The following is a 1,345-nucleotide window of genomic DNA, read 5'->3' as shown; positions in this document are numbered from 1 at the left end:
AGGTCGTCCTCGACCTGCTCGCCAAACGCCCGGAGCAACGCCCGTATGACGCCCGGGAACTGGGCCGCCGGATCACCTCGGGGCGCACCACCCCCGCGTACGTCCCCACCGTCGTCACCGCGCGGCCCAGGCTCCGGACCCCCGAACCGGCGTCCCGGGAGGCCCGGCTGCCGTCCTGGACGCAGGGCATGACCACCGGCCACAAGGCGACCGGCACCACCCTGAGCAGCACCCCGCCCGACCCACTCGCCGGACTCACCGGCGAGTGGATCGCCCGCCCGGCCACCGGCGCCGCCGATCCGCCGCCGGCCGGCGCCTTCGTCCCGCCTTCGGGGGCCGCCCCCGTCCCGCCCCCGGGGGCCGCCCCCGTCCCGCCCCCGGGGGCCGTCGCCGCCCTCGCCGGCCGCCACAACGCCGGGCTCGGCCTCGGCCGGCTCGGACGCTGGGCGGAGGCCGGCCGGATCCACCGCGCGGTCGCCGCCGAACGCGCCCACCTCCTCGGCGCCGACCATCCCGACACCCTCGCCAGCCGCTACGAGCTCGCCTTCACCCTCAGCCGCACCGGCCGCGCCGCCGACGCCCTGCGCGAGTACACCGAGGTCGCCCGGGCACGGGAGCGCGTGCTCGGCCCCGACCACCCGGACACCCTCGCCACCCGACAGGAAACGGCCTACGTGCTCGGCCAGTTGGGCCGCCACTTCGATGCCCACCAGGTGTACACGGACGTACTCGCGACCCGGCACCGGCTGATGGGCCCGGACCACCCCGACACGCTGCGCTGCCGCCACAACCTCGCCTTCAACCTCAGCAGACTCGGCCGGCTGGAGGACTCGTACCGGATGGCCCACGACGTGGCCGCGGCCCGCGCCCGGGTGCTCGGCCCCGAGCACCCGGACACCCTGGTCACCCGTTACGAGGTCGCCTACGCGCTGGGACAGCTGGGCCGCTGGGAGGAAGCCCTCGGGAGCTACCGCGAGGTCGCCGAGGCACGTGCCCGGGCCCTCGGCCCCGACCACCCCGACACCCTCGCCGCCCGCTACGAGGTCGGCATCAGCCTGGGGCGCCTGGGCCGCAGCTCCGACGCGCTCACGCTCTACCGCGCCCTGATCGACGACCGCACCCGCGTCCAGGGCCCGGCTCACCCCGAGACCCTGCGCGCCCGCCACGGACTCGGCGTCAACCTCGGCCGCCAGGGCCGCTGGGAAGAAGCCCTCGCCGAGTCCCGTGACGTCTGCGCGATCCGCGAGCGCGTCCTCGGCCCGGACCACCCCAACACTTGGGTGCGGCCGCCGCGGGAGCGGCGAGCGCGGTGCCGACGGCGAGTGCGGCGCCGGCGAGTGCGGTG

The 1,345-nt window shown here is 77.2% G+C and carries 1 protein-coding gene; it reads left to right on the top strand.

Annotated elements, in window-relative coordinates; translation table 11 throughout:
* A partial coding sequence (locus ABZ646_RS46725) for a tetratricopeptide repeat protein (RefSeq protein WP_360533906.1) occupies nucleotides 1-1,345 on the top strand: 1,345 nt, incomplete at both ends.

The organism is Streptomyces sp. NPDC007162 (assembly GCF_040634175.1).
In the GTDB taxonomy this organism is placed as follows: Bacteria; Actinomycetota; Actinomycetes; order Streptomycetales; family Streptomycetaceae; genus Streptomyces.
The sequence above is the reverse complement of the archived record's forward strand: the minus strand, read 5'-3'. Positions and strand labels throughout refer to the sequence as shown.